Raw genomic sequence first — 25,382 nt, 5'->3', positions numbered from 1 at the left:
GCTTTAGACATACACTTTTATACGGTGCTGCTTCAGCCGTAAGATCGACTTATCCCATTTCAAGGAGATTTAAAATTTCTATAATTTTAGAATATCCTCTCTTGGGAAATTAGCTATATTTCTTCAATTTCTATGTTATCAACTGATTAATAAGTTTTAATAAACTCATTAACAAATCTTTATTAAATTGATTTCAGAAACATCTAATCACTCCAATCTCATCAATACAAAACAGCATGCCAGTTTGGCATGCCGTCATATGGTCAGGTTCTTTTCTCTCTTCATTTATTTGTTGTAAATCTGTTGTACGTTCATTGTTCAAGCTTAAAAATCCCACGTAAATACAGCGTTTCCGCCTTCAAGTTAGTACCCTGCCGTGGCAGACGAATAGAATTCTTATCATTTATCTATGCTCCTTGAAATTCCTAGATATTCCCTGTAATGCGCACCGTTGCGGGATAAGAAAAGTGTTCATATATCACGGTGACAGAACTATAATATCACAGTTTGTGTAATAACTACGAATATCTAGGAAAATCATGGACATCAAAAGTAGTCAAAAAGTAGTAAGTCACATTTTTGATTCTGAGATATCCGGAGAAATGAAAAAGAGACCGTAATGGTCTCTTTTCTTGCTTAGCAGTTTGACTTCATTTGATATTTTCTTTCTTCTTATAATATGAATCAATCCTTCACTCTATTGAGAATATACGCCCCGTCTTTTCTCTCCAAAATTCCTTCTGCAACCATATCCCTCCTGATAGTGCAAAAGTCATCATGGAAATCAGCGATGATCAGATTCACTTCTTTCTTCGTATATTTTTTGCCCTTCTTAAATGCTTTTCCAATTTCTTCAAGAACAATCTTTTCTTTCTTGCGCTGACTGGGGATAGATTTTAGCTTGCCGTATTCAAAGAAAGCATCTATTACCTTTTTGCGGTATGCATCGTCGCGCTCTTTTTGCAGTTCACTTTCAGATGTCTTTTGACTCAATATATCAATGATATTCACCTCAAAAAGTTCCTTATTAATGGAGTACATAGTATAGTACTGATCTTTGTAAGACTTAACCGCCCCGGCATCTTCGAGTTTTTTCAGGTGAAAAGAAACTGTGGCAGAGGTCAGTTCAAGGCGCTCTGCAAGGCGCTCAACGTACATGTCTTCTACCATAAGCGACTTTAGTATTGACAGTCTTGACTTATCTGCAAGGCACTTAAAAAAAGCAATTGCTTCTTTATCTGTCATGAATACCTCCCGTTTCAAAACAATTCATCAAATTTCTCAATAATGCTGTCAGCTACTTTAAGCTTAGCTTCTTCAATCATGATCTTCTCTGCATCATTATGCTCTTTAGCTTTAGACAGAGAATTTCTCCACAGCGCAGGGACATTAACAGATAGCTTTTTAAAGCCGTCTATGAAGCCTCTCTCATCTCCGGCCGCCTGCTTATATGGCACATCTATGAGTGAAGTAAAAACATCATAAATGTTAAGAGCAGCCCTATATGTTCTGGCTTCATCTTCTCTGTCGTCAGCAATTAGATTGTCTATCTGCAACTGTGTTTTCTGCTTTTCATTTGCCATAAATTCTTTTAATTCTTTAATCTTGTTTTCCATAATGTAAATTTCTTGTACCTCATAATTTCTATTTTTCAGTAGATAACCATTTGTCCGGCTCTTAATAAACTTCTCCAATATCTACAAAATCCATATGGAACCTGGCCTTATTAGTTCCACCAAACAAATAGTTCATCCCTAGTCCGATATGAAATGTTCCAAGTGCGTCCTCATCAAGAGCAGCCCCTTTTCCGGAATATGTAACCGCCGGATTCATGCCAATTCTTAGCTCGCCGACTATCCTTGCCCCTTCTTCCTGCCCGGAAAGAAGTTCATTAAGTGCGTCACAGTCAGAGTCTGTTACTCTTCCATTCTTTATTGTTATTGTTATATTGTCAAAAGAGCCAACATCTTCAATAAACAGATTCTTATAAAAAACAGTTCCGTTTGTCTTATCTTCTGATGGCGCTATATAAATCTCGCCGCACGGAAAAGCGCCTTCTCCCGCATCGATGATCCACTCTCTTCCGGTAACATCCATAGTAAGTGTACTATCTTCACCGGTTCTTATTGTTATGATATTTGAAGTAAAGCTATCGATCTTCTTCTGGCATTCTAAAGCAAGTGCTTCGTAGTCAATATTCAAAGCCTTATCAATCCTGACCTTATATTCTTCATAGTCTTCTCCTGCAAGTGCAGCATTAGTCTGTGACGGCATAGTAATCTGAATAAGCTTTTCGTGACTGCTCATGAATGAAAAAAGTGATCTAAGAACCATAGAAAAATCTGCATATTTATCTTTTTCAAGTCCCCTTGGCGGCATTCCGGCAGGTCTTTGAAGAACATCTATGACCATTGTACAATCTTTAAACGGCTCAAAAAAGCTGTCATCTATATTTTCAGAGCCTTTACACGCAAGCTCTATAAGGAATTCCTCTGTGAAGCTCAGCGTCTTGTATTTTATTCCTTTACTATTTAACTCGTTTTCAAACAATTTAAGGTCACTATCATCTCCCTCACTCCAATAATTGAGCAGGACTACATCGTCAGCAGCTATCTTCATAGCGTTTATCATTTTCTCAATAGTATTTTGATTCATGTCTATTCTCCAATCCATTTCCTTTTCGATACTTATCTAATTATTATATTATTTTTACATCAATAAATTTAAGTTGTCAATTTTATTTTGATATCTATCTAATTATTTGCATTAAAAAAAGGCCAATCCTAAATCAATTTGGATTAGCCTTCCTATAAACTGCGTTTTATCAATAATATTAGGTTTTCTTTATTAAGAGTTTTCCAAGAATAGCTATCGCCAAAGCCTCTTTTTACCCGACATTATTATATGCAAACTTTTTCAAACCAGTCCGGAACTTTATGAGATTTTCTTACAAGCATACCATCTTTATAAATTGCAAATCTCCTAAACCCTTCAGTGTTATCATAAAGAGCGACCAAGTTGCATATTGGAATAATCTTTATTAGGTTTTTAAAAGATTGCTCATATCTTCTTTCTATATCCGCCTCACTTACTCCATGGCCTCCATTAGCAACTCTTTTCGCAACTCTTTCTTTTGCTAGTTCAGCACTGGATAGTCCAATATAATGCACCTCAATTAAGTAACCATTATCTCTCGCCTTTGCGATATTATTAAGAATAGAATTGCCACAAAGCGTAGTCTCCTGATTGAAGCTTACACCATCCTCTATATAATGCTTTAACCTCTCTACTGCTGTTCTACCAGCATTCATCACGTCAGAGGCATTCCTCCAATCACCGCCAGCTTCTACTAATATTTCATCAGCATTAACTCTATATTCAGATTTCTGAAGCTGTTCTGCATCATAAAGAGTAGTTTTTCCCGCTCCGTTGACGCCAGCAACAATAGTGTACTTTTTCATTTCAGTTTGTATTCCTCTCTAGTACTTCTTGCTGCTTTTTTTGAAGAAGATAGTCTCCTATCATCTCATAGAAATCCTTCTCGTCTTCTGTCTCGCTCTCTAGCACAAGCTGTAATGTATCTTGAGCATTAAGCTTTATTATTTCCTTGTAAATTTCTCCATATTTCTTAACATCACACATAGCATTTACCTCGCATTTGCTATATTTTACCATAAATATTATTCATAATGTCGGAAACAATTTTCAATCAACCCAAGAGTAGTTTTTTGGTAGTCTCCTATGCACAAAAGCACGTTAATTCTGCGCCATCCCTAAATAATCCAGCTTATCCTTTATCAACTTTACCCTTGCCGTGGCAGACGAATAGTATTCTAATCATAGCCTAAACCCTCATATTTCCTTACTATTTTTCATGTCCTTATACAATTTAATTTGGCATATGATACTCAAAAAATTGCATATCATGTCACCCAAACGGTATAAAAACAATGCCCAAGATTTGTTTTATGGTGACCTGGTTCCCCGTATCCAAGGAATCCTTTACGCATAATCAGCCTCTTCAAGATACTCCCTTAGTTCGACCTTTCTTTTATATGCCTCCAGGTCTCTTCGATATTCATCGATGTATTCCCTATGCTCAATATAGGCAACACCCTTCATTTTGTCTGTGAGACCCTTAAGAAATTCTATCTTGTCTAATATCAAAGGCACTTCACTACCTGACCACGAAGCTGACATTGGAAACAAATGAATCTTCTTGAAATCTTCAATGCTCTTGTTTCCCTTAATATACTCAAGTATGAACTCCTGTTTCCACTGAGGCATAACGTTAACTACCACGTCAATTAGCTTGCTACATTTATCTACATCCGCATAATTCTCATGCAAACTATCAAGAAGCCACTGCCGCTTTCTGTTTTTAACAACATCCTCTTCTCGTTCTGCTCGACCAAAAAGCAATCTAGCTGGATGCTCTATAAAAAAAGCCATGTCATCATCTACAATAACCGAATATGCATAGTCGATACACTCTTTCCACTTCTCAGTATCCCAAATCTGATCAAATATCTTTTGTTCATATCCATCACGACGTGAATGGTCTTTTACCCAATCTACATACTGTTTCCATATGCTCGGTCTTTGTTCAAAGATTTTGATAAACAGTTTTCCACCGTAATCCAAATGATCACTAATTTCAAGAGCATTCATGTAGATTTGGGATAGTGTATCATAATTATCTTTGAATAGATCCAAAATAGCATTTATATCATCATCCCGATAAGCATATCCCAAAAATGCTGCTGACAGGCTTGCTTTTTCTGCTATTTGGTTAAGAATTCTATTCTTTAGTCCATTATCTCTTTCACCATACCTTAATAATACCCTAACCGAAGGTACTATTGGATTATTTCCCGCCAAATTCTTTTCTGAAAAAGCGTTGTAATCACTAATTACTGTCTCTGTGATATCATTATCGTTTATACACTCCCAAATCAGAGACAACCATGTATCTTTCCCCCGATAGTCGGCTCCGTTCAGAATAATATATGTTTTGTCGTACCCAATATTTGAAAGCAAAAATCCAACTTGCCTATAGCCATTTAATCTGAATGGAGCATTATTTCTGAAATACTCTTCGATAACATCTACATAAAAATCTGGCTTTGTTTCCAATAATTCAAAAACTATATCCAGGCCCCTGCTTATAGACCAGAGATTGTTTTCGCCAAGCGTATCCTGTAAAAAATTGCATATTTTAAACAACTCAGTATAGTCTTCGAGACTATATGAATCAAATTCCGCAGATATATTGGTCTTCCGAATTATTTCATCTTCTTCAATAGTTCTACCGATTAAATGCTCTTTCGATAAAATCCTGTACAATCTGAATTCACGATTATTCTCGGCACTCAGATATCTTTCATCAATCGGACTATTTATCTGACCAGCAACTTCTCTGTATCTATCAATTATTCTTGCAGTATAGAAATCAATATCATCTTTTTTTATCACCCCTGTGAAAATCGTGTCAAAATCAGATTGTAAATAGGCAATGGAATCCTTCTCATCTAAACCATTAAAATGAACCTCAGAAAGAATATCATTGACTAAGTCCCTGTAAACATTTTTAGAGCGCAGAACTCCCAATGCCATCCATATCTTATTACGTAGCATCGCTATTTCTTTGCTGAACCCAATCGTCACTCTAATAAAATTAAAAGCTCGGCGATTTCTAACTTCTTCCGTATATGAAAACTCTGTTTTTAAGGCATATTGTGCCACATGGATGTATAGTATACTGAAATTATAGTTCTCCCCCTCCTCAGTTGCTTCCCAAAGCTTATCCATTAACACATTTTCATTTTTATATTTGTTGTTCCATGAGTATTTATCATAAAGAAGCTGCTCGCAAATCACAAAATAAAAATCCATTATTAAATCCGGCCGCTTTTCAAAATATGATACAAGAAGCTCTATCGAATCATAAAATGATTCTGTGTACTTGAATCCTCCAAGAATCCCAATCTCTTTTGTCGAAATATCATGAAAGTTCTTCTTAGAATCCACATTAAAGCTACGCATATCAAAATCCACATATTTTTCTTGCTCTATCTTCTTTTTTATAACGCTCAATGCTTTATCCGGATTGACCTGGTGAAAAGCTTCTAAATACTCCATGTCGTGCCCATCAGGAGCATTATCCCACGCAGAAATAATGGAGTTTTCCACACAGCGTGCAACATCCTCAGAATTAAAAATATCTATTAAAGTTTTTAATGCATAAACAGCTTTATTCTTGTATCGTGGGAACGAAATAGCTATTAGACCTTCGATGCTCACCCACCTTTTTTCAAACAAAACGTAGTATAAAATATAATTACCAAGACTTTGGTCTGAAATCTTTGTTATTTCGTTTTTAAACCAATCAACCAGTTCAAGAGAATAAAGCTTTTCTACTATTTCATTCTCTCTAATTTCGGAACAATACTGATTTTTCAAATCAGTATATAGTTGATTCTCTTCTCCTTTCACAGGACCCGCAACCGTGATTAAGAAAAGCATCATGACATCATCTTTAGTTAATTCAGCATCACTTAAGATACGACCATAATAGTTTCTAAATATATCTTCAGCATTGCGAATAGCCTTGTATCCTTCTTCAACAGATCTGATGCCTGCCAAGAACGCCAGTCTTGCATTACCATTAGCTATCTCTGATATTTTTTTCAAATATTCAGGATTAAGAATTCCCAAATCTGTTTTCAAAATGTCCTTAATCTCTTCATCAGTGAGTCTTCCTATCTCTATTACTTCTGGAGTAGAATACTTTGATACTGTAGAAATCACTCGTTCACGAGCATAATCACGTACTGTGATCAGTATTTTAATTTCATACCCATCAGGAAGCGTCAAAAGAGTTTGTAAAACATTATCCAAGCTGACTACCATATTGGCATCATCAAGAAATATCACGTATTTCCCAGGATCATCGATATAAAACTTTATATCTTCATACAAAAAATTACCGTTGCTTCGAACGCAAAAAACCTTATATTCTTTGTCATCCTGTGCACGGCATGCTTCAATCGCCAATCTGGTTTTCCCTATTCCAGACGGTCCTGTCAAAACTGTAACTGTATTATTGCTGATGCTCTTACATGTAGCATCTATTTCTTCTTTTCGATGCAGGAAATTGCAATCAATCGGCGCATTGATACCATTTGCATCATAAGCTTTGACAAAATCCTCAATATCAAAAAACTGATTTGTATCAATCTCTACACCTAGCTGATTCTTGGCTATGTGCGGATATATTAATGCCAAATCATGAGAAAGTGTATCAATTCCAATAAGCTCTATTTCAACCCCTTCTAAAAGCTCCTTAATGCTATTAAATTGTTCTATATGTATATTTGTTGAACAGTGTCCACAGATAATCTTTTTGATTTTATCTTTCTCTAATGATAATTTGGCAGTATTGAAGCATGACAAAATATCAGCCCGTATTTTATCTGCGGGCTGAGAACTTACGCTTCCGTAGTTAATCAGTATATACTTCCCATCTTCCGTCAACACATACGCATCCGGAGTTCCTTTTGTCGGCTTATTAGTCGCAGTCTGCACGCCTAAAGTTTGAATATTTGTAAATTTATATTTTTTATAAAGATACTCATCAAACAACGACTGAAAAGCTCCACCTTCCAGCTGCATGATTTTACTTTGTATAGTATTCACATTACCCAATTACATACACCTTCTTACGCTGCTATCGCGTTATCATTTATGCTTTCAATAACTTTCCGGATTCCCATCCAGACATTTAGATCTGTAAATATCTCGACCACGCTTCCCTGATCCGTAAACGGAGATTCTTGAAGCACGGACAGATCTTTCATCATGCCATTGTGAACTATATACTCGACAATCTGGTTCACAAAGTATATCTGCCGGCTATCAAGATTGTTGCTCTCCAAGTACTCTGAAAATGCCGCCTTAGCTGCATTCATATCAAGACCGACAATCTCACGTACAAGTTCTCCCAACGGCTTAGAGCCATATTCCTGCTCGTATTCTTCCTTTGTGCCAAGTTCTGACCAAAGAACTTTTTCCAGAACTTCTATGTCGTCGTGAGACAGCGGAATATTGGACTTAAGCTTCTTAATTGCCTCATTATCCTGATGTTCACGGATATAATATTCCGCTTTTGCTTTGTAATTCTTCAAATCATCATTTTCAAGCTCCGACTCGTTCCATGTAACATCAAGGATATCATCCTTAAAGTTTGTATCATAACGAAGCTTGTTATGAGGAATATACTTCATAAGATTACGGAGTTTTTCTCTGATTTCCTCAAACTCATTAATGCCGCAGTTTTCGATATAATCCGTATGAAGGATCTTATCAATAAGTTCTGCCTGCACCTTTATTTCCGGTATGTTTGCAACGCTGGCTATACCCCTAACGCGCTTATACAAATCGCTGCGGGCTTTTCCGTATTTCTTACCCACAAGGTATGCAAGTTCTATTCCATACATAAGGGCGTCAAAGCGAACCGCACTTGCCTCGTCATCGTTCGGAAGAATCAGAGGAGCAAGTTCTTCACGTACTATCAAAGTATCTTCATACGTCAGAATCTGATAATTCGCCTCATTTGAATACAAGTCAACATATTTCAGGTGCTGCCTTACCGCAAAATTTTCACGCGGAAGTTCCTGCACCTTACCGGTCATCATTTCTACCAAAGCATTACGATATGCTATAAGCCTGTCTACCTGATATTCCAGATCCTGTAGCTTATATGTAATCTCGAACTGCAGATTAAAGATTGCTCCTTGAAGCGCAATCATATTAGCAGTAGGTTTTCCCTTGCTCATGCGGAAGAACTCAAAGTTGCCGCAGAAATCAAAAATGTAAAACTTGCTTTTGTCTTCTCCATCAATAAGTCCCGGACATAGTCTGGTACCGCGTCCGATCATCTGCCAAAACTTAGCATAGCTCATTACCTTCTTAAAGAAGACAAGGTTCAATACCTCCGGTACATCGATACCGGTATCCATCATATCGACAGATATTGCAATTTGAGGCAGTTTATTAGGTTCAGAGAACTCATCAATAAGAGTCTGGGCATAGTTGATTCTATTGTCGATTACCTGAGCAAACCCGCTCAAATGTGGGTAGTCCTTATTGAAGATTTCAAGGATTTTTTCGGCATGATCATGATTCTTTGCAAAGATAATAGTCTTTCCAAGCTTCTGACCATAATCTATCTTGATACCCTCTGTCATAACGGTATGAAGAACCTGACGAATGGTATCTTCGTTAAAAATCCATGAGTTAAGTGCTGATGAACTTATAGCTTCCGGAACATCTCCGTCTTCCATCTCAAAAGTACTTTCATAAATTGCTTTATCTTCCTCAGAAAGATCTGCGTACACGATTCCTTGCTCTATGAACTTAAGCTTTGTCTCTACAGACAAGAAATCCACAAGATATCCATCGGTTACAGCCTGTCCAAGCTCATAACCGTAAGTCGGAACGCCGGGTTCCAATTCAAATATCTCATATGTATTCTTATCGATATCATCCTTAGGTGTAGCCGTAAGACCCACAATCGGCGCATCAAAGTAAGTTAAGATATCTCTATATTTGTTATAAATGGACCTGTGCGCCTCGTCACATATTACGAGGTCAAAATGTCCGCTAGTAAACAACTTCTGGTCTTCAACCTTTACCGAATCAATGCAGTTCATCATTGTCTTATAGGTTGAAAAAACGCAATGTGCATTATAGTTATCCTTCTCTTCACAAAGGTTTGTCACCGAAAGGGATGAATAGTTGTTTACAAACGCCCTCTTTGCCTGAGTTACAAGCGATGTCCTGTCCGCAAGGAAAAGGATATTCTTAATCCATCCTGCATCAAGAAGCACATGGCACAGTTCTATTACAGTTCTTGTCTTACCGGAACCTGTTGCCATGACAAGAAGGGCTTTTCTGCGGTTCTTCTTATCGAAGCTGTCACATACAGCTTTAATTGCAGCTTCCTGATAATAGCGACCGGCAATCTTCTTATCTACATTTATATGATCAAGGGATGTCCGCATTCTTCTGAGATTGAACATCTTTTCAAGGTCTGCCTTGGAGTATATGCAGGCAACCTTTCTCTCCGGATACTGTCCATCTATAATTCTTGTTTCAAAACCATTAGTTAGGAAAACACACGGTCTTCTCTTATACTGTTTCTCTAAAAGATCCGCATAAAGCTTTGCCTGTTGACGTCCTTTAGATACATCGACGCAGGTTCTCTTTGCTTCTATAACAGCAAGCGGCTTATGAGTATTGTCATAAAGAACATAGTCCGCATAGCCGACTTCGGATTTATTAGGCATTCCCGGAAGTTCTACTTCATTGATCCAATCGGAGCCTTCCTTCCAACCGGCATCCATGAGCATAGCATCAATATATATCTTACGGGTTTTGTACTCGGATAAATCAAGCGGCTTCGGAACATAGGTCTCGGCCTGCTCTTCGCGGCGGGATGTCAGTTCTTTCTTTAAAGCAGAATTCTCAGCAATCAGCTTTTCTATATCAACATCAGGGAAATCTTTTTTAACCTGCTCCGTTTCATTCTTTGCGAGTAAAGACTTGTCAAAGGTATGTTCTTCGTATTCATCAGCATAGCAGTAACACACAAAGTCAAAGAAAATATGAAGGTTCTCAAGGCAGAGTATCGCCTGGTCTTCCGTGATCTTCTTGCCGGAATGAGCAGCATTGTTACCCATCTTGCGGATGAAGTCCATACGCTTCATAAGGTCTTCATCGATGATATCTCTGAATTCCTCTGTGCTCATAAGACTTATCAGATTATCCTGATACGGCATGGTAAGTGATGCGTCAACCGAATACATCCACTTTATTGCAAACTCCATCGCCCTCCGGCAGTTGATGATGCAGGAAGACAGATCTATATACAATATTTTCTCTGCCGCAATCGCTACATCGGAAAACGTGTCAAATTTCGGTTCTTTTTGAAGATAATCGAAGTTCGTCATAGCCACGAAAAACGCATGACCGTGGAAAAATATCGGGCGGTCATGCGCTATGCCTCCTTCCCATCCAATATCATACGCGCTCTTTCCTGAATCATCCTACTGATCAATTTCAATCTATCTGAAGAATAATTATACGCACCTGATTTTTTCAAATTATATGTCAGCAACTTTCTTAACTTTTCTTTTAATCTGCTGTCCATTACATTTTTTGCCTCTTCCATATAATCTTCATATACACAAGGAAGTAATGTCTCGGCATATTCCTTAAGTAGTTTCTCATCTGCCCAGTTTTCTTCTCCTGCTAGATTAAACAGGGAATTTCCATGGTCAAACAATGGTGCCGGAGCTATTATCTTATTTGTTTTACTATCCACAAGCACTCCGAAATTGCCAAAGTGCCTGTCAGTATTGTAGATCACTGCATCTAACACTATCATATCGTTAAGTGCATCTACATATTCAGATCCAAGTTTCTCATAATACTCTCGTACTGCCCTCATCCCACCTGTTTTTACTACCCGACCTATAGGAACAAAAGCTATATCTTTACTCGTAAACAATTCACATGCAGAGCACAATTGCTTCTTCCATTTTGAAACCTTGTAAGGAACAACATTCATACCCAAGGCTGTCCCTATCTCATATGCATATAATTCCGAATACGGTTCATTCCCCGTATTGGATGCTCCCGATGTAGCTCCTTTATAAAGATAAACTTTCCCGCTAATTCTTCTCCAACATTTTGGAAGCATTCCGTTTGTTGTAAACTCCGGAGAAGATGCCAATGAAGATCTGGCACTGCTCCCATATCCGGTAAAAGCAATCATGGCAAGCACACGGCTGAAATTATTCTCATAGAGATTATTATCTCCAAATGTTCCTGCAAATCCTTCTTCCACTACCCAGTATGAATCATTTAAGGATAAACCTCTGCAAACTGAGATTACATCCATAGGCCTGTTGGCATTAAGACCACACTTTGCAAGGAAGGCATTAACATAGGCTCGGTTTTTTGGAATAGTTCTGTTCTTCAGCCAAGAAGCAATGCCTTTGTCGCTTAGTTCCATACCTAAAGGAAGCAGATGCTTTTTCTTTTCATTTATCCATGTAATCTGTAACACAGGATCAGACAAGTTCTCAATAATTTTAAATTTAATTAAATCTACGTCAAATAGTTTTAAAATGTATTCCATAAAAAAACTCCCTATTGGGCATTTAAATTAATCAGGTTCGCTATTATATTCACCGTCTAAAATACCGGTCAAGTAATTGACAAAAGTTTGCAAAGCCGACAGTGCCAAGTAATTCTTCCGCCAACTTTTGTTGCTGAACAGGAGCAAGCAGTCGTATTGACTCTATTGCCTTTAGCATATCGCTTTTAGCCTTTCTGTACGCATCCGCTGGCTCAATTTCAACTGAAATCTTATAATCATTCATGGCCTTCCCTCCTTCTTTTTTTGATAGTAAAGCCTTACCTAAAGATAAACAATGAAGTTTTTATGACATTTTAGTGCAGTTTTCGTAACATCTCAAGCAACTATTTATATCGCCAAGTATCATGTATGCTGTGATAGTCATAAACAAACCTCATTTACAAATCACTTTCAAACATCCCTATAGTCAAATCAGTTCTTATCTTGTATTTTCTTTTATAATTATCATGAATGGTAATATCTATCTTATCAGCCGGATTGCACAGCTTTTCCATTCCAGCCTTATGATAAGACTGTACTACACTGCTTCCATTAAAGGTAATTCTATCCACTCCGCTTGGTTGTATACAGAGTTCCTGCAATCCATCACGGATATCCACATAAAAGACTTGAGTATCAATGCTAAACACTATTTTAGTTATAATCACAGTCCGCATAGAATCATTAGTTGCATATATCACAAATCGAGGTTCAAACTCTGCTTTAATTAGCAACTTCTTTGTTTTTTCATACAAATTTAACCATATGCCAATGATTCCGACGCAGGTAGCTCCGATTGTTCCTATTCCCGTTATTGCATCCCAGTTCATAATCTTTCACCTATCCAAAATATTTCTGCATTAGACTATCGAAAAGAGTCTGTGTTTCATCCAGTGCCTTCTGCAAGGCAACTTTTGATTTGTCGACTTGTTTTACAAAATCCGCAAACTCCCCTTGTTTCTCTTTTGGAGGAAGAGGAATTGGTAACTTTAAGAAATTTACAGTAGTAAAACTAGCTTGATTAACCGCTGGCTGGATTATGCTTTGCAAATGTCTATAATAATAATCACTCATAGCAAACCAATTGTAGTAGTATTCATTACAATTATCGGCAAGTTTCATTCTGAAAATATTTGTAGTATAAATGCAATCACGCCCTGTATCACGATATATAGCTGTCTTACCAATCTGTGATGAACTATTAATAAAATTCACCAAAACATCACCGTCATTGAGAATATAATCTTTAGTATTTGCACCCTGTGGATCGTCAATATACCAATATTTCACATCATCAAATATAAATTGTCCGTCTTGTATATTTCCAGATCTTATAACCGGTAAGCCTATATCATCATCTGACAATTTTCGTGACAGTCCACTTTTTAGAAATGTAGAGACATCCGCAATTGTCATAACTGGCCATCCTAATGGATTTTCCATCAAATCGCCAAAGAGCTCGACAAATCGGGCTTTGATGAGATTGTCTAATTTCTGCAGTTCTATTCTTCTGCTATCTATTATCCCCGCCAATTTATCAAGAACATTGCTGATATGCTGTTGCTCTTGATACGAATACTTTGGGATAAGCGCAGATCTAACAATCTTATCACTGACCGCTGGATAGCTCGCTCCTGTAGCTTGTGACACCATGTCATCTATAAAAGGCTTAGATTTGCAGAAGTTGAATATAAATCTAGGATCAACATCATCTTTGCTCTCTAAAACGCAAAAACCTGTAGAAGCGACTGAAACATTTGGAGTATCTTCTTCAAGTAATGCTACCGCATTTAGATTCGGCCTTACTGTTGAAACCAGAATATTTCCACGTTTAACAGCTTTACGTGCTCTGCTCGGAGATTCTCCAAATGTGATTGTCTGATACCCAGTAACCTTCTTAGTTTCATTATCCACGGCGGAGATATCTATATAATCAATAAGAGTATCTTTATCTTCTTTTATCTGTCTACCACTTGGCTTACATAAATCACCTAACTTTATTTTTTCCATTTATCGTTCCTACAAACCTTAATTTGTGGTTTGCCTTTCTTTTAATCTGCACAGATTGCCGTAAGATAATTGACAAAAGCGCAACATGCTATCAACATAAACTTTGCTTCTTCAAATGTTGAAGAAGGGCCGCCAATATCTCCTGCATGTCTTATTCCATTGGCATCAGATGTGTAACCATACAAAATATTAAAAGCTGACTTCAATCCTTTATGAATCTCCACCCCATTCTCCTCTAGTTTTTTAAGCATGTTACCCAGAGTAGCTTCTTTCCCTTTTGTTTCGGTTATTATTTCGCAAATAGCTTCTACAGCACTTATACTCTCTTTTATAGAGTTTTCATAATCCGGATTTTCTCTATCTGCTAATAATTTATTCGCCTTCGAAATATGCTCATAAACAGGCTGATATTCATTTTTCAAAGTCTCATTAACGGTTTCCACCTCGTAAGAGTCGCTTATCGGGACAATTATTCCATCTACAAATCTATACCCGACATATTCTTGTTCAAAATGGGCATTTGCCACTTCATAAATTGATGTCTCATGATAAGTATTGCTATACTCATCATAATACTGATAGCCCCTGTTTTCCTTTAGATATGAATCCCAATACTGAACTAAAGCCTCTACTAAAGTGAGGACTTCGTCATAATCTCCATTAAGAATCGTGTCATTTATCATCTTAATAATTGGGTCATCATCATATGTTTTTCTAGTATCAATTGTCTCAGAATATACCGTTCCAAGAACAAATCGTATAAACTTTTGAATATAAGGTCTCCCAAAATACAAATCATGATCGTATACAGCACTATAAAAATTGCTAATCATATTTTGCAACTGAACCCTTGTCCTTTTATCAAAGTCATGCAGCTGAATTTCTACATTCTCTGGCTTAATTGCGTTTCGGTCGGAAAAACCTCCTCGTTTACTTACTTTCTTCATTTACAATCTCCAGTTTCACTCAGATAGAAGCTTTTCAAGTTCATCCATCTCCTGGCTGATCTGCTTCTCGATTTCTCTGATATTTGCCATAATCTCTGACGTTGGCGGATACTCTACCGCTACATATTCAACTTCTTTGTACTTGTTGATAGAGAGATCATAATCATTATCAGCAATTTCCTTCTTAGAAACCATAAAAGACTTGTCCGTACGTTTTCTGTCTTTTTCAGCTTCAAGATTTTTGAAGCGGCTGATGATATCAGGGATATCGTTATCCTTGATTTCAGTACGCTTATCATCAAGACTGAAGCCATCGGCAGTCATATCATAGAACCATACATCATCTGTTCCGCCGTGGCCGGTCTTGGTAAAAATAAGTATTCCGGTAGAAACTCCGGCATAAGGTTTAAATACACCGGAAGGCATGGAAATCACCGCTTCAAGTCGCTGATTTTCTACAATTTCCTTTCTTATAGCCTTATGTGCATTGGAAGATCCAAAGAGCACTCCATCAGGAACGATACAAGCGCATCTTCCGCCAATCTTAAGCATTCTTACAAACAGCGCAAGGAACAAAAGCTCTGTCTTCTTGGTTTTGCATACCTTTTGAAGGTCTGTTGATACGGTGTCTGCATCGAGGTTGCCCTTAAACGGCGGATTCGCCAGAATAAGGGAATACATATCCTTATCTGGATTCTGATCGGATAAGCTGTCACGGTACTCAATAAACGGGTTCTCTACTCCGTGAGTCATCATATTCATGGCGCCGATTCGAAGCATAGTTCTGTCCATGTCATATCCGTGGAACATATCATTCATGAAGTGATTTCTGTTCTGTTTATCAAGAAGTACTTCCTTCTTGTATTTTTCTCTTAAGTAGTCTCCGCTGGTTACAAGGAATCCTGAAGTTCCGCAAGCCGGATCGCAGATAAAGTCTGTAGGCTTCGGATCCATCATCTCTACCATCATACGGATGATGTGTCTCGGTGTTCTAAACTGACCGTTAACGCCAGACTGAGCAATCTTAGAAAGAAGGTACTCATATACATCACCACGGATGTCTGTCTGGTGTAGTTCTTCCATCATGGAATATATTTCATCCATAGCATCAACAATCTTGGAGAGCATCAAAGGAGTGTTTACCTTAAAGATCGCGTCATCCATGTATTTGCTATAGGCAGAGTTCTTGTCTCCGTGAAGATTCTTTATAAAAGGGAATACCCATTCCTGGACAACTGAATACATTCTCTGCGCTGGGAAGTCGTGGAAGGTAGACCACTTAAGCTGATTACCATCAACCTTACGGTCTCCGATCTCAACTTCATCTGCAAATATGCTCTTGTAAGAAAGCCCAAGCATGGCTGCTTCCTTTGCGCGGAGGTTATCTGTATCATCCAGATCCTTTATAAACATGAGGTATGTCATCTGCTCAACAACATCGAGCGGATTTGTGATCCCGCCGTTCCAAAAGATTTCCCACAAACTATCAATCTTATTACCAAGTTCTCCGGTCATTATCGTTCTCCTCTATTCCTTATCTCTGTTCCAAACGTATTTTGTATATCTGCCGCCACCAATCTTTATTATGCTTTCCGATGACAGAAGTTCTGACAGTGCCCTCTCAACAGTTATGCGGCTTATGTCAGGGCATTTCTCCATGATCTGCGACTTCGTGATCTCGCCGTAAGTATTTTTTATCAATTCAGCCACGCGCTCCGGTTTTGAAAGGCCGCTGGTAACCAATGTCTCTACTCTATCAGAGAAATCTCTGTATGCGGCAACTACAACGCCGAGCATATATTGTACAAACGGAACATAATTATTCTCTTCCTCATACCAGTTAAGAGAGCTTTCCTGCAGACACTCATAATATGATGTTTTAGTCTTTTCAATCAGATGCTCGATACTGATGTACTTTCCTACGATGTATCCAGCCCTGTACAGCATCAGCAATGTAAGCAGTCTGCTCATTCTTCCGTTGCCGTCATTAAACGGATGGATGCATAAAAAATCCAGTATAAACATTGGTATCAGAAGAAGCGGATCTATTGTTCCGGTTCCGAGAGCTTTGTCAAATTCATTACAAAGATTCTCGATTGCCTCGGGCGTTTCCCATGCAGAAACCGGTCTGAATCTTACAAATTTGTTGCCCTGTTCATCCTCTTCCTCAATGATGTTATCCGCTGCTTTATACTTCCCACCGATATCATAACCTTCAAACTTATATAAATCTCTGTGAAGCTGAAGGATCATATTCGGTCTTATCGAGATGTAATCATGACTCTCATGGATTGTATTAAGTACATCCCTGTATCCGGCAATCTCTCGCTCGTTTCTCGTCTTAGGCGTAGTCTTATCTTTAACTAGCGCTTTCAGTCTCGCATCAGAAGTATAGATACCTTCAATCTTGTTGGATGCCTCTGTACTCTGGATCTTTGCAATCTCCACAAGCTGTGTCAGCGCATCTGCCTTCGTTTCTATAAAAAATGACTGCACACCTTTATACTCATGAATCTGCGTAAGCAGTGCCACTATTTCCGGAGTCAGTAGTTTTTCCCATTTTTTACTGTAATCAAAATTTTTCATTTCAATATCCTCATTCAAACATCAATTCACTCATGAGTGGATAAAATGATGCACTTAAATAATACCACTCAATATACTCATCGTCAACGTTAACTGCATCAATTTTGTGGAAATGATGCAATTAGGCAATTGATGATGTAATTAAACAGTTTATCTATAAAATAGTTAGGTCGTATTAGATTCCGAATTGATTGCTAAGGATCTTCAATACGACATTGTTGTAATATAAACCGACATTTATACCGACATTTTTGCAATATAAACCGACACTTTTGTTTTTACTACGCATCATATCTGTTCTCTTTTTGCTACCTTATTTGCTACTTTATTTGCTACTAACCTAAGAAAAAGCACCCTGCATCACACAGAGTGCTCTCGTCATTCATCGGGTAGCTCACCTTCAAAAGGTGTAAACGGGGTGTAAATCAGATACCACTCCGCCCATAAATGGCTTATTTCCGCCATTCTTTGCTTTGGCATTAAATCCTGCCGTGGCAGACGAATAGAATTTTTATCATAGGTTTGTTTATCTCCTTTTTGACTTGAAATGCCTCATTTTGCAAGGCTTTCCAGGATTTTTACGAATTACTCTGAAATGACAAATCGTTGCAAATCAGAGCAAGTTTTAGCATGTTATTACTACCTGTTAGTAGTAAATGGAAAATGTTTACTACTAAGGTTTTATCATTCCTACTACCTGATTTCCAATCTATTTTGTTCTTTACATTCCATGAATAAAGCCACAAGAACAAGCAATTTTATCTCTGCATAGTCCATATTATTTACATCAATAAAGACCCACTTTAAAGCAAACTCATCATAAAATGCTTTTGCCATTTTTAATCCCCACTCCTCATTGCTTCCATTAGGCACATACTTACTCTTTTCTATTAGATAGGAAAAAATCTTTTCAAGTTCGTAATGTGCCATTTGATGTAATCCTATCGGGTTGAATACGTCAATTTTTCGTTCTTGCTCATACTGTCCGGCACTATCTAAGCTTTCTATACAATCACATAATTTGGGAATTGTATCGATTAAATACACCTTTAAATAACACCCTGTCGATAATATCATCAGTAAGGACATCTTTTGTTAGTTCTGAAATGAGCATATTTTCACCTCAAACCATTTCTAACGCTTTTGTATAATAATATCTTTTCCCTGAATATGGATATTCATCAAGCCTGAAAACTTCATTATATCCATGCTTCTTATAAAACTCTGGAGCCTGAAAAGAAAAAGTATCTACAAAAGAATATTTACATCCGCGCTTCTTAGCTTCATTTTCTGCAGCTTTCAGAATTGCACTTCCAAGACCTTTTCCTCTAAAATGTTCATCAACAAAAAGATAATGAATGCATAACCAATTACCAAAGGTTTCACCCGTAAGGCCTGCAAGTTTCTTTTTATTCTCATCTTCATAAAAAATACCAATAGGGACATTCTTAGATTCTTCGCGATTAGTAAGGTTGTACTCTTTCAATAGCTCAAATATTTCCTCGATGTCCTTTTCATTACCATCTTCTGTTATCCGTAATTCAAAGTTTTTATTCACTTTTCCAAGTCATCCTTTGCCTGTGTTTTATGTCAGTTCCTCAATAAAATTAAGCTGACGCATTGTAGCTAGCTCATTTCTGGACATGCTGCGCAGTTTCTTAGCAGTAACCCATTTAAATGCAGATGTTTCTCCATCTTGTAAAACAACACTGTTCTTATCTGCATCCGTAATGCAAAGATAATCAACGTAGTAGGTCTTGTGACTGTAGTGTAACACTCGTCCAATCTCGATTAGCTCGTCAGACTCAATTCCAGTCTCTTCAAAAAGTTCCCTGCACGCACAACTTAATGGGTCTTCCCCTTGCAGCGCTGAACCACCAGCTGTAGCTTCCCACATTCCGCCAAGGTGCTTTCTCTTATCTCTCTGCATGATAAGGTAAGTTCCATCTGTGTGTCTTACTATAATCTCACTGCACAAATGAAAGTAACCATCTGGTATCTGCTCCCCACGAACTAATGTCACACCATCTATCTTATTAAGCTTACTATCGTAAGCATCCCATATTTCCATTAAAATTATTTCCTCCGCATGTAGTTGAATTCTTCATACTTTTTCTGTATTATCAGTGTTTAACGTTTACAGAATACGTTTTTTGCAATAGCAACATCGCACTCATCCACATAACCAATATCTTCCTTCATATCCCAGAGCCTTATTTTTGTCATCTCATCAGAGTCTGAATAAACATACGGAGCAAGTTCATCTAATTTTCCAACATAAACTGCCTGATACTTTTCTGTGCCATGTGAATCTGTCACTCTGAATAGTCCTTTAAACTCCAAGTCATTTACTTCTTGGTGAGTTTCCTCAAATAATTCCCTAAATGCAGCTTGTCTTGCTGTCTCTCCTGCATCTATTCCACCAGCAGGAAATTCCCACTGATCTCGCCAATTATTATAGCCAATTAAGTATTTATCCTTAATTTTTATGATTGCATATGAACCTGTGACATTCTTATATTTTCCAATATCACCTTCTGAAACATCTAAATATTCATGAACAATCCATCCGCTTTTGTTTTTGGCTAACAATTATGAGCCCTCCATCTATTACTATTCCTTAGATAATTGCTTTCTTCATAGGAAATCCCCAATCTCCCCAAGCTTTTTGCCAAGACTGTGATATTTTCCGGAGTAAATAACTGGATCCAATACTGTCAGATCAATGTCGAAGGTGTCTTTTGGAGACAGTCTCTCATCCATCTGAACATTTCTTATATGGCAAAAAAATGTTGTGGACTCACCTGTCTCTGGCCCAATAGGTTCCCATTTATCTTTATACTTATCCTGCAAAAGCCTTTGCATTTCCTGCATCTCATTTATAGAAAAATCTGCCATAGCCTGCTAAACTTTGCCCCATTATGCAAAAGCTTGCATTATCATCCCTTCGGAGTGCCGTGGCAGATGAAAAGTACCTTTATCATTTTTCGTATCCTTTACATTTCAGAATTTTTTTCAATCGTAGTTTTGCGCATATATTTCATATCTCATCAATATTCGTAGGATTGATTTACTTTCCTAAGTGCAGCCACATAATCGCAACCTTTTTCTTTCACGTCTTCCGGATTTATCGGATAATGGACATTGTAAAGAACCCCTTTATCTCCAAACATATCCTCCATATAATCCTTCTCTATATGCCCGCCTACGACTTCAAGGCAGATCATAACATGATCATCACCCGGTACAATTTCTTTCTCCCACAAATACCTACACTCAAGGTTCATGAAACATTCAGCGACCATCGGCGCTTCTACCCATGAAGCTTTCTCCGCAGTAAGCCCTGACGAAGTTATCTCATCCGCCTCGAACTGATTGTTCTGTATTGTCTTCATGCAGGCTTCGTATAAATCAGATGACATGAAATTTAGCACTGCTACCTTCTTTTCATTTAAGCTTTGGTAAAGATGTCCTCTCTTATTCACGCTGCATAGAATCACGTAATACCCGCCTCCATGATTCGCACTCGTAAACCCTGCCCATGACTGCATCGTAGCATTTGGCTGTCCATTAGATTTATAGGTTGTGACAAGAAACATGGGTGTCGGTATTCCCATTATAAATTCTTTCCAATCAAATCCGAAGTTTTTTGCAAATTCTCCGTATGTCCCACTCATAGATTCAGGCATTTCTTTGTATTGGTATTTCATCTTTTTTCTTCCCTCCTTACAAAAGCCAACATAAGAATTAACTTCAGTCTTATCGACAACCTTCGACTATTCGAGCTGATCAAACTACATACTGAAGATCTTTTTTAGCGTTCACCACCACGTATATTTCTCCCGTTCTGGAGTCTGTTTTCTCCTCAGACCTGTAGTCAAACTTAAACCCGCATACATCCTGCAATCTTTTTGAAGCCAGATTCTTTTCACGATAACTACAGTGAAACTCCTTCGCACCTTGATTTCTTGCCTCATCGCACAATGCATTTAGAATCTGTTTTCCATATCCTTTTCCGACAAAGTCCGGTCCAATGGCGATTCCCATATCCTCATATACACCAGGATTGACCTCACGCATGGATGCCCATCCAATGGCCTCTAATCCGCTTTCCGTTTTCAGATATACGGTAAGCGCATACTTTTCTTTACTTTGAAAATCAAGAGTCCGAAGCATCCTGTCCTTTGATTCTTCCTCAGAATCATCGATCTTCCATAGCATATATTTGGCGGATTCTGGTCTGCTTGTTATATTCCGGTACAGCTGTTCCCAATCATCAAATACAGCTTTTTTCATGATCAAATTGCTTGTCTCTATCACGACCTCTGAATAATCCGGCATAAGATCCGATAATTCATACTCTGATATACCTACGGGGGCATTGGAACTGTTCACCGCATACTGTGCCAATACATTATCTTTGTTTTTACATACAAGCAACCCTACGGTAGGAGCATCGCCTTCCTTTCTGAGAATACCATCGACAGCAGCTACATATGTACCTATCTGCCCCATATCTCCAGGCTCAAAAGCTCTGATCTTAACCTCTATCACAACATAGCAGTGCAGGGTAATATTGTAGAAAAGCATATCAATAAACTGCTCTGTATCCCCTACTTCCAATCGATACTCTCGTCCTACAAATGCAAAACCTGTGCCCAATTCCAGTAGGAACTGAGATATATTATTCATAAGAGCATCCTTCAACTCTTTCTCGTAATATCCCTCTGTTATAGTAAGGAAATCAAAATTATACGGATCTTTTGTCATTTCCTGTGCAAGGTCACTTTGCGGTGCAGGCAATGTTTTTTCAAAATTTGAGATTGCCTTTCCCTGTCTCTCATAAAGGTTAGTATCAAGAAAGTTCTGAAGTACCGCCCTGGACCAGTTATTCTCCAATGTCTTTTCAACATAGAAAAGCGCTTTGTTCCGATCATCTTTACATTTATCGATAATAAACCTGTGATGTCCCCACGGAATCATAAAGATATTCATTTGCGCCACATCCTGTGGCGTAATCTCAACCTCACCTAATTGCGCCACAGCTTGTGGCGTGATTGTCTCTTCAGAATAAAGCCTATAGAACTGATGCATGTATAATAGGTTTCTTGGCGAAAATGATTTTACATCCGGCAATTCCCGCTTGATATCGTCACTAACAGCTTTGTAAAAGCCTGTTCCCCAATCATACTGAGTTTTGAGGATTTACAGGTTCCGCACCAGTTCCCAGTAGAATATCAGCATTTCCCGATTAACAGCTGATGCAGCTTTAATCTGACTACTGCGATATCTTTTCTTAAGTGAAGATATCCAGTTATTATATGTTTCATCCGTTTTAATAATGTTATTCATTATTCTTACTCCTGACTTTGCCATATTAGAACAATAAGTATGCCTGCACACATGAGGTGTAATCTTGGGAATCCGAACAATATAAGTCTTATTGTACTTCTGAATAATATGCTTAAAGTAATGTTCCCAATGCAAAGAGTATACCACGCTTCCATCTTTATCAAAATAGAGGAACCCTGTTCTTCCATCAATCATAGGCTCTGTCTTTGGAGGCTTTCTGTTGTTGATGATTCTTTTGAAACACTCCTCTACATCAGGTGTCATTGGCAGTACTCTTTTCCCACTCTCTGTCTTAGTTTCTTCTATATAGTATCCGACAGTAGCTCTCTTTTGTAATTGATGCCATATGTGCCTCCTTAATTAGGTTGGTTGATAGTTAACAAATCCTAATTAATTGGCTTTTTTCTGATTGATAATCAGAAAAAAACCGCACATTTGTGGCATTATGTCAAGTATATATGTGAGATTTTTTTGAGTTACTGGTATCAAAAAACGGAATCCTATATTTTTATAGAATTCCGTAAAGTGAATGACATTGCCTCTGAACAGTAACCTTAAAAGTTTAATCGCGTTTATCTAGGCGGAAAAACCTTAAATTTTTAACGGTATTATGTGCTACAATTATATATGTAGAAATGATTCACTTGAAGAGAGGACCTTAATATGGCAGAAAACAACAACGAACAGAAAAACTTTTTTAAGAACCTGCACACGGATCAGTATAAATGGAATGATTTCTTTCTTATTCCGCTTATAGTGACAATTGTGATGATGTTTGTCGGGCAGACGGGAGTTCTCGTAATCTCTAAAATTTTAATGAAACCGATTATCAACGATAACAATGTCGATTTCCTAACAATATTTCAACAATATTTAACCTTCCTGGGAGTTTGGATTATAGCTTTACTTTATTGCTACTTTACCCAAAAAAACAGACCAATAATTAATGCTTTTACATCTTTTTGCAAAGGAAATACAGTGAAATACCTGCTTTTAGGTCTTTTAATTGGTTTTGCTCAAAATGCATTTTGCATTATGGTGGCTTTGCTGCATAAAGATATCCATATTTATTTTGATTCATTAAATCTATTGCAGGTAATACCACTTTTTATAGTTGTATTTATTCAGTCCAGCGCAGAAGAATTACTTTGCAGGGGCTTTCTGTATCAGAGACTAAGAAGGGGATATAAAAATCCTGCTATAGCGGTTGTAGGAAATGCTCTGCTGTTTTCACTGCTGCATGCAGCTAATCCTGGATTGTCTCCACTTGCTCTTCCTAGTATCTTTTTTGCCGGACTTCTCTATTCACTTATGGTTTATTATTGCGATTCAATATGGATGCCGATGGCAGCACACGCAGCCTGGAATTTCACCCAGAACATTATATTTGGACTTCCAAACAGTGGTAACGTATCGCCAGTTTCAATCTTTAAACTAGATGCATCTACAGCCATGGATAGTTTTGCATATGACGTAGGATTTGGTGTTGAAGCTACAATAGTAGCTATAGCACTTATAATAGTAAGTTGTATAATAGTTTATCTATGGGGAAGCAAAAATAATAAAAAGCCAACTGAAATCTGGAATTAAAAGCAATGCGCCGAACTTTAGTTCGGCGCATTATATTTATCACGATTTAATTCTCTTTACCCCATTTCCGGTTCCAGGTTTCCATAATTTCATCCCCTGCCGATGGATGTAAAAGATATATCGCAATAATGATCTGTAAAACAGATAGAATCATATTGAGAACTATATCAGAGGTTTTTAAAGTGCCTTCCATTACTCCAGCTTCAGAAACCAGATCCAAATTCATAAAAGCATAAACATCATTTATTGCATGCATGAGCATTGAAGGAAGTAAACTTCCGCTCCTGATAAATAGTGCACAGAGCAAAAACCCTGCCGCACTGGCTGAAATAACCTGTAAAAGTGTAGTCCCGCATTTTAGCATTCTATCCGACCGCAAATAAGCGGTGAATTAATTTCTGAATATCTGTTTTTTATCTATATCAAAGTGCTGTGTATTACAGCACTCTTTTTTCGTATACTTAAGATAGTAGTTTCCTATAAAACAAAGAGGAAGAGCCACATCCTGCAAGACACGCTCTTCCTCCTATGCATGTAATCAATACTGATATACATCACACAATGCTATGATACGGAAGAACCTGATAAATAGCAACCTCATTGTAATAAAAAAATCCGGAGAGGTACTCTTTCAGGAGTACATGTCTTCTTTTTGTCCTGACAGAGAACAGTGCCCATACTGCAAGGCAAGA

Annotated in this window: 22 protein-coding genes and 2 pseudogenes; 1 reads left to right on the top strand and 23 read right to left on the bottom strand. The window is 37.7% G+C overall.

Annotation, left to right across the window (positions count from 1 at the left end):
- Positions 1-684: 684 nt before the first annotated feature.
- The 22 genes and pseudogenes from BM086_RS10080 to BM086_RS21390 all read right to left on the bottom strand — a co-directional run.
- Positions 685-1,245, bottom strand: coding sequence for a DUF2087 domain-containing protein (locus BM086_RS10080; RefSeq protein ID WP_092325916.1), 561 nt, complete (start codon positions 1,243-1,245; stop codon positions 685-687).
- A 14-nt stretch (positions 1,246-1,259) separates the two neighbouring features.
- Positions 1,260-1,616 (bottom strand): hypothetical protein, encoded by a 357-nt coding sequence (locus BM086_RS10075; protein WP_092325914.1) that lies wholly within the window; start codon positions 1,614-1,616, stop codon positions 1,260-1,262.
- A gap of 61 nt (positions 1,617-1,677) precedes the next feature.
- Positions 1,678-2,655, bottom strand: a complete 978-nt coding sequence (locus BM086_RS10070) for an aminopeptidase (protein WP_175560202.1) — start codon at positions 2,653-2,655, stop codon at positions 1,678-1,680.
- A gap of 245 nt (positions 2,656-2,900) precedes the next feature.
- Positions 2,901-3,461 (bottom strand): AAA family ATPase, encoded by a 561-nt coding sequence (locus tag BM086_RS10065; protein ID WP_092325910.1) that lies wholly within the window; start codon positions 3,459-3,461, stop codon positions 2,901-2,903.
- Between the two features lies 1 nt (position 3,462).
- Positions 3,463-3,642, bottom strand: a complete 180-nt coding sequence (locus tag BM086_RS10060; protein WP_026487987.1) for a hypothetical protein — start codon at positions 3,640-3,642, stop codon at positions 3,463-3,465.
- Between the two features lie 360 nt (positions 3,643-4,002).
- Positions 4,003-7,707, bottom strand: a complete 3,705-nt coding sequence (locus BM086_RS10055) for a hypothetical protein (protein WP_092325908.1) — start codon at positions 7,705-7,707, stop codon at positions 4,003-4,005.
- A gap of 14 nt (positions 7,708-7,721) precedes the next feature.
- Positions 7,722-11,012, bottom strand: a complete 3,291-nt coding sequence (locus tag BM086_RS10050; RefSeq protein WP_092325906.1) for a DEAD/DEAH box helicase family protein — start codon at positions 11,010-11,012, stop codon at positions 7,722-7,724.
- 47 nt (positions 11,013-11,059) lie between these two features.
- On the bottom strand, positions 11,060-12,205 hold the full coding sequence (locus tag BM086_RS10045; RefSeq protein ID WP_092325904.1) for a protein kinase: 1,146 nt from the start codon (positions 12,203-12,205) through the stop codon (positions 11,060-11,062).
- 49 nt (positions 12,206-12,254) lie between these two features.
- Positions 12,255-12,449: a hypothetical protein gene (locus tag BM086_RS10040; RefSeq protein WP_092325902.1), complete on the bottom strand. Its 195-nt coding sequence runs from the start codon at positions 12,447-12,449 to the stop codon at positions 12,255-12,257.
- A 154-nt stretch (positions 12,450-12,603) separates the two neighbouring features.
- Entirely contained in the window at positions 12,604-13,035 is a 432-nt protein-coding gene (locus BM086_RS10035; RefSeq protein WP_092325900.1) for a hypothetical protein, read from the bottom strand.
- 10 nt (positions 13,036-13,045) lie between these two features.
- Positions 13,046-14,215, bottom strand: a complete 1,170-nt coding sequence (locus BM086_RS10030) for a restriction endonuclease subunit S (protein WP_092325898.1) — start codon at positions 14,213-14,215, stop codon at positions 13,046-13,048.
- 41 nt (positions 14,216-14,256) lie between these two features.
- The gene (locus tag BM086_RS10025) at positions 14,257-15,162 is read right to left on the bottom strand and encodes an AbiJ-NTD4 domain-containing protein (protein WP_092325896.1); all 906 of its coding nucleotides are present in this window, start codon (positions 15,160-15,162) and stop codon (positions 14,257-14,259) included.
- A gap of 15 nt (positions 15,163-15,177) precedes the next feature.
- Positions 15,178-16,677: a class I SAM-dependent DNA methyltransferase gene (locus tag BM086_RS10020; protein WP_330391579.1), complete on the bottom strand. Its 1,500-nt coding sequence runs from the start codon at positions 16,675-16,677 to the stop codon at positions 15,178-15,180.
- A gap of 12 nt (positions 16,678-16,689) precedes the next feature.
- Positions 16,690-17,748 (bottom strand): Fic family protein, encoded by a 1,059-nt coding sequence (locus tag BM086_RS10015; RefSeq protein ID WP_092325892.1) that lies wholly within the window; start codon positions 17,746-17,748, stop codon positions 16,690-16,692.
- A gap of 693 nt (positions 17,749-18,441) precedes the next feature.
- Entirely contained in the window at positions 18,442-18,795 is a 354-nt protein-coding gene (locus BM086_RS10010; protein WP_141107729.1) for a hypothetical protein, read from the bottom strand.
- Between the two features lie 76 nt (positions 18,796-18,871).
- Complete coding sequence (locus BM086_RS10005) at positions 18,872-19,306, bottom strand: GNAT family N-acetyltransferase (protein WP_092325888.1); 435 nt, start codon at positions 19,304-19,306, stop codon at positions 18,872-18,874.
- 27 nt (positions 19,307-19,333) lie between these two features.
- Positions 19,334-19,819 (bottom strand): NUDIX hydrolase, encoded by a 486-nt coding sequence (locus BM086_RS10000; RefSeq protein WP_092325886.1) that lies wholly within the window; start codon positions 19,817-19,819, stop codon positions 19,334-19,336.
- Positions 19,820-19,878: 59 nt separating this feature from the next.
- Positions 19,879-20,340 carry an NUDIX hydrolase gene (locus tag BM086_RS09995; RefSeq protein ID WP_092325884.1) on the bottom strand — a complete coding sequence of 154 codons (462 nt, stop codon included), beginning with the start codon at positions 20,338-20,340 and terminating at the stop codon, positions 19,879-19,881.
- Positions 20,341-20,385: 45 nt separating this feature from the next.
- Entirely contained in the window at positions 20,386-20,646 is a 261-nt protein-coding gene (locus BM086_RS21395; RefSeq protein WP_242952167.1) for a hypothetical protein, read from the bottom strand.
- Between the two features lie 152 nt (positions 20,647-20,798).
- Positions 20,799-21,458 carry a flavin reductase family protein gene (locus BM086_RS09985; protein ID WP_049946219.1) on the bottom strand — a complete coding sequence of 220 codons (660 nt, stop codon included), beginning with the start codon at positions 21,456-21,458 and terminating at the stop codon, positions 20,799-20,801.
- A 79-nt stretch (positions 21,459-21,537) separates the two neighbouring features.
- Positions 21,538-23,100, bottom strand: a pseudogene (locus tag BM086_RS09980) (PDDEXK nuclease domain-containing protein).
- A gap of 6 nt (positions 23,101-23,106) precedes the next feature.
- A pseudogene (locus BM086_RS21390) lies at positions 23,107-23,451 on the bottom strand (tyrosine-type recombinase/integrase); the annotation flags it as partial.
- A 312-nt stretch (positions 23,452-23,763) separates the two neighbouring features.
- Between BM086_RS21390 and BM086_RS21245 the strand changes: the two are divergent.
- Positions 23,764-24,690: a CPBP family intramembrane glutamic endopeptidase gene (locus BM086_RS21245; RefSeq protein WP_207650979.1), complete on the top strand. Its 927-nt coding sequence runs from the start codon at positions 23,764-23,766 to the stop codon at positions 24,688-24,690.
- 46 nt (positions 24,691-24,736) lie between these two features.
- Here the strand turns inward: BM086_RS21245 and BM086_RS09965 are convergent, their stop codons facing one another.
- Positions 24,737-25,054 (bottom strand): CPBP family intramembrane glutamic endopeptidase, encoded by a 318-nt coding sequence (locus BM086_RS09965; RefSeq protein WP_092325880.1) that lies wholly within the window; start codon positions 25,052-25,054, stop codon positions 24,737-24,739.
- Between the last annotated feature and the right edge of the window lie 328 nt (positions 25,055-25,382).

Origin of the sequence: Butyrivibrio sp. YAB3001, from assembly GCF_900112195.1 — a bacterium.
GTDB lineage: Bacteria > Bacillota > Clostridia > Lachnospirales > Lachnospiraceae > Butyrivibrio.
Note: the sequence above shows the minus strand (reverse complement) of the source record. Positions and strands in the feature narration are given on the sequence as shown.